We start from the raw sequence: 4,407 nt of genomic DNA, 5'->3' as shown, positions 1-4,407 counted from the left end.
CTAAATATATTATATAAGGAGTTAAATACCTTGATAGTCTACAAAGAAATAGAAGTAAAACATGAAAAAGGACTTCATGCAAGAGTCTTAGCCATGGTAGTTTACAAAGTCAGTGAACTACAAAAGAAATATAAGGTAGAGATTTTTATAAGGTATAAAGAAAAAAAGAAGGTATCAGCAGCCAGCCTTATGCCACTTGTTTTACTTAAGGTAAAACAAAATGAAAAGATAATTGTAGAGGCCCAAGGTGAGACCCCACAAGAGGCCCTAGAGGAAATATGCAGTTTTTTAGAAAGTGATTTTGATTTAGAGGACAAGAGTACAATAAATCAGGTGGACACTATTATAAATAACAACACAATGACCTTAGAGCAAGTGTTCAGTAACATCCCTAATGGAATTATTGCAACAGATGAGAACGATATAATAACTATATTTAATGAAGAGGCAGAAAGGATACTCAATTTATCTTCAGGAGAAGTAATTGGCAAAGATGTAGATAAGGTTATATATCAAAGTAAGCTTAAGGAGATAAATAAATCTGGAAAATCAGAGCTTATGATAAGGGAAGTTATAAATGACAGGATACTTCTTATAAATAGAACTCCTATAATGATAGATAAGATATCAAAAGGTGCATTAGCTGTTTTTAGTGATATATCAAATTTAGAAAAAGTAAAAAATGAATTAAAAACAGTTAAGGAACTTAAAGAAAGATTGCAGCTTATATTAGAAACTGTACAAGATGGAATATGTGTTATGAGTTCAGATGGGGTCATCACCTATGTGAATAGGGCCTATCTAAGAATTTTAAGTGAAAAAGAAGAAAACATACTTAATAAAAACATCAGAGACATCTCTCCAGATGGAGTAAGAAGAAGGGTTTTAGAGACAGGAAAAAGTGTAGTAGGTGCATTAAGTTACAAGGAAAATGATGTTACTATTGTTTGTAATGTTAATCCAATAATAGTTGATGGCGAGATAACAGGTGTTGTTTCTGTAATCAAAAACATCACAGAAGTTAAGCAGTTATCAGAGAAGTTAAAGAAGGCATCTGCAAAGGCAGAGTATTTAGAAGAAGAGTTGTTTAGAACCAAAAAACCAGATTTGGCTTTTTCAAAATATATAGGTTACAGTGGAAAGGTACTAGATGCACTAGCTACAGCTTCAAAGGCTGCAAAGACTAATACCACAGTTTTAATAAGAGGTGAAAGTGGAACTGGTAAAGAACTTATTGCAGAAGGAATTCATTATGGAAGTAAAAATGCTAAAGGGCCTTTTGTAAGGGTTAACTGTGCAGCAATTCCTCAGAATCTTTTAGAAAGTGAACTTTTTGGACATGAAAAAGGGTCCTTCACTGGTGCCATCAAAAGAAAGCTTGGAAAGTTTGAACTAGCCCAAAATGGAACCATATTTTTAGATGAAATTGGGGAAATGGATAAGAGCATGCAGGCAAAGATTCTAAGAGTAATTCAAGAAAAAGAGTTCCAAAGAGTTGGAGGAGAGGAAACCATCAAGGTTAATGTGAGAATAATAGGTGCAACACATAGAAACCTAGAAGAGATGGTAAGGACAATGGAATTTAGAGAAGATTTATATTATAGACTTAATGTTATACCTATCTTTTTACCTCCACTTAGAGAAAGAAGACAAGACATAGCACCATTACTTGAGCATTTTATTAATAAGATAAGTAAGAACATAGGCAAAAGTATAAGTTTAGTCAAAAATGACGCTATGGAGGCTCTACTTAATTATTCTTGGCCAGGAAATGTAAGAGAGTTAGAGAACTTAGTTGAAAGATTAGTTGCTTTAAATGAAAACCAGGTGATAGACCTTGATGATTTACCTTCTTACATGAGACAAGAGAGGCCCATGAAACATGAAAAGGCCCATGTAACATCAATAATTGAAGATGATATACTTCCTTTAAAAGAATATGAAAAAATCATAATTGAAAAAGCATTAAAAAAGTATGGAAGTTTCAATGCAGCAGGAAAGGTGTTAGGATTAACTCACAAAACAGTAGCTGCTAAAGCAAGACAATATGGAATAGAAAAAAAGATAAGTTGGGAATAAGTATCAGGGTAAAAAGGAACAACTTGATATTTATTCCCAACTATAACTTAAACATGTCTTGTAAACATTTACTGAACAATAAGGATTAACAATGATTGGTTATTATTGGCTTGAGTTTTGCTATATATATTATTGGGGCAATTAATTTATATATTTAAGGGAGGAAGAGGTTTATGAAAAAGATAATAAATAATCCAGAATTAGTAGTTGAGGATATGCTCTCAGGAATGGTAGCTGCACATCCAGATTATGTGAGAAAGCTAGAGAATGCAACAGTGCTAGTAAGAGCAAATTCATCAGTTCAAGGCAAAGTAGCTTTAGTTAGTGGTGGAGGAAGTGGACATGAACCATCTCATGGTGGATATGTTGGAAAAGGAATGCTTGATGGAGCAGTTGCAGGAGCAGTATTTACATCACCAACTCCAGACCAAGTATATGAAGCTATAAAAGCTGTTGATTCAGGAAATGGTGTACTTTTAGTTATCAAAAACTACACTGGAGATGTAATGAATTTTGAAATGGCAAAAGATATGGCTGAGATGGAAGGAATACAAGTAAGTACTGTAGTTGTAAATGATGATGTTGCAGTAGAAAATAGTACTTACACAGCAGGAAGAAGAGGAATTGCAGGCACAGTATTTATACACAAACTTGCAGGAGCAAAAGCTGAAACTGGAGCAAGTTTAGAAGAAGTTACAAGAGTTGCTGAAAAGGTAATTGATAATGTAAGAAGTATGGGTATGTCTATATCTTCATGTATAGTTCCAGCGGCAGGAAAACCAAACTTCACTTTAGCTGAAAATGAAATGGAAATAGGTATGGGTATTCATGGAGAACCAGGTACTCATAGAGAAGAAATAAAAACATCAGATGAAATCACAGAACATCTAGTTAATAAGATTCTAGAAGACATGCACCTAGAAGATGGTACAGAAGTTGCAGTAATGGTAAATGGATTATGCTCAACTCCTCTTATGGAACTTTATATAGTAAATAAGAAGGTTAATGAAATGCTAACTGAAAAAGGAATAAAAATTCATAAAACATTTGTAGGTGAATTTATGACTTCTCTTGAAATGGCAGGCTTCTCTATAACTTTATTAAAACTTGATGATGAATTAAAAGAATTATTAGATGCACCTGCTGATACTCCAGCTTTAAGAGTACTTTAATTACAATACGATCTATGGGGGAGATAACATGAGTATAAACGGCAAAAAAGTTATAGAAATATTAACACAAATAGCAGAAAAAATAGATGAGAATAAAGGGTATCTTTCAGAACTAGATGCAACCATAGGGGATGGAGATCATGGTATAAACATGAGCAAGGGCTTTAAGGCTGTAACTGAAAAGTTAAAGGAGGATGATGGCGTAGATATTTCAGGAATTCTAAAGAAAACAGGTATGGCTTTAGTATCTACTGTTGGAGGTGCATCAGGCCCTTTATATGGAACAGCCTTTATGAAATCATCCATGAGTGTAAATGGAAAAACGGAAATAGATATTAAAGATTTTTCAAACATGCTAAAGGATGCTCTTGATGGGATAAAGATGAGAGGTAAAGCTAAGGCAGGCGAAAAGACAATGATAGATGCTCTAGAACCAGCACTAGAAGCTATAAATAAAGGAATAGAGCAAGGATTAGAATCTAAAGAAATATTAAAACTTGCTAAAGAAGCTGCCTATAATGGAGTAGAATACACTAAAACTATAATAGCTACAAAAGGAAGAGCAAGCTATTTAGGAGAAAGAAGTATAGGACATCAAGATGCAGGAGCAACTTCATCTGCAATAATACTAGAAACAATATATGAAGCTATTGAATAATAAGGAGAGTAGTCATGGTAGGAATAGTAATAACTTCACACAGTAAAAACATAGCAGAAGGCGTAAAAGAACTAGCTCAGCAAATGGCACCAGAAGTTCCTATAGCTGCATCTGGAGGAACCTCTGATGGAAGAATAGGCACAGATGTTATGAAAATAATGAATGCAATAGAAAGTGTTTATTCAGAAGAGGGAGTAGTTCTCATATTTGATTTGGGAAGTGCCTTTATGAATGCAGAAATGGCAATCGAGATGATGGATGAAGAAAAAGCAAAGAAAGTTAAAATAGTAGATTGCCCAATAGTTGAAGGAGCTGTAACCTCAGCTGTTGAAAGCAGCATAGGAAAGTCAATAGAAGAAATAGAAGAAGCATTAAGACCTATGAACTTAGGGAAAATGCCATAAAATAAGCCGCAAATAGTTTAAGACTGTTTGCGGTTTTTTGGCTATTAATGTATAAAAAATTGAGAAAATAGTGTATAATATTAGTATGAGAAAG

Annotated in this window: 4 protein-coding genes; all 4 read left to right on the top strand. The window is 33.7% G+C overall.

The features are described 5' to 3' along the window. On the top strand, positions 1 to 2,079 hold a 2,079-nt coding region (locus tag B3N22_RS01450), incomplete at its 5' end, for an HPr family phosphocarrier protein (protein ID WP_286904318.1). A gap of 173 nt (positions 2,080 to 2,252) precedes the next feature. Next, positions 2,253 to 3,251 (top strand): dihydroxyacetone kinase subunit DhaK, encoded by a 999-nt coding sequence (gene dhaK / locus B3N22_RS01445; RefSeq protein WP_286904316.1) that lies wholly within the window; start codon positions 2,253 to 2,255, stop codon positions 3,249 to 3,251. 28 nt (positions 3,252 to 3,279) lie between these two features. Next, a complete protein-coding gene (gene dhaL, locus B3N22_RS01440; RefSeq protein ID WP_286904314.1) occupies positions 3,280 to 3,909 on the top strand; it encodes a dihydroxyacetone kinase subunit DhaL in 630 nt (209 codons plus the stop codon). A 14-nt stretch (positions 3,910 to 3,923) separates the two neighbouring features. Next, positions 3,924 to 4,313 carry a dihydroxyacetone kinase phosphoryl donor subunit DhaM gene (dhaM, locus tag B3N22_RS01435; protein ID WP_286904312.1) on the top strand — a complete coding sequence of 130 codons (390 nt, stop codon included), beginning with the start codon at positions 3,924 to 3,926 and terminating at the stop codon, positions 4,311 to 4,313. Positions 4,314 to 4,407 lie beyond the last annotated feature (94 nt).

This window comes from Clostridium sp. UBA1652 (genome assembly GCF_002320975.1).
GTDB classification, from domain to species: domain Bacteria; phylum Bacillota; class Clostridia; order Clostridiales; family Clostridiaceae; genus Clostridium_T; species Clostridium_T intestinale.
The sequence above is the reverse complement of the archived record's forward strand: the minus strand, read 5'-3'. Positions and strand labels throughout refer to the sequence as shown.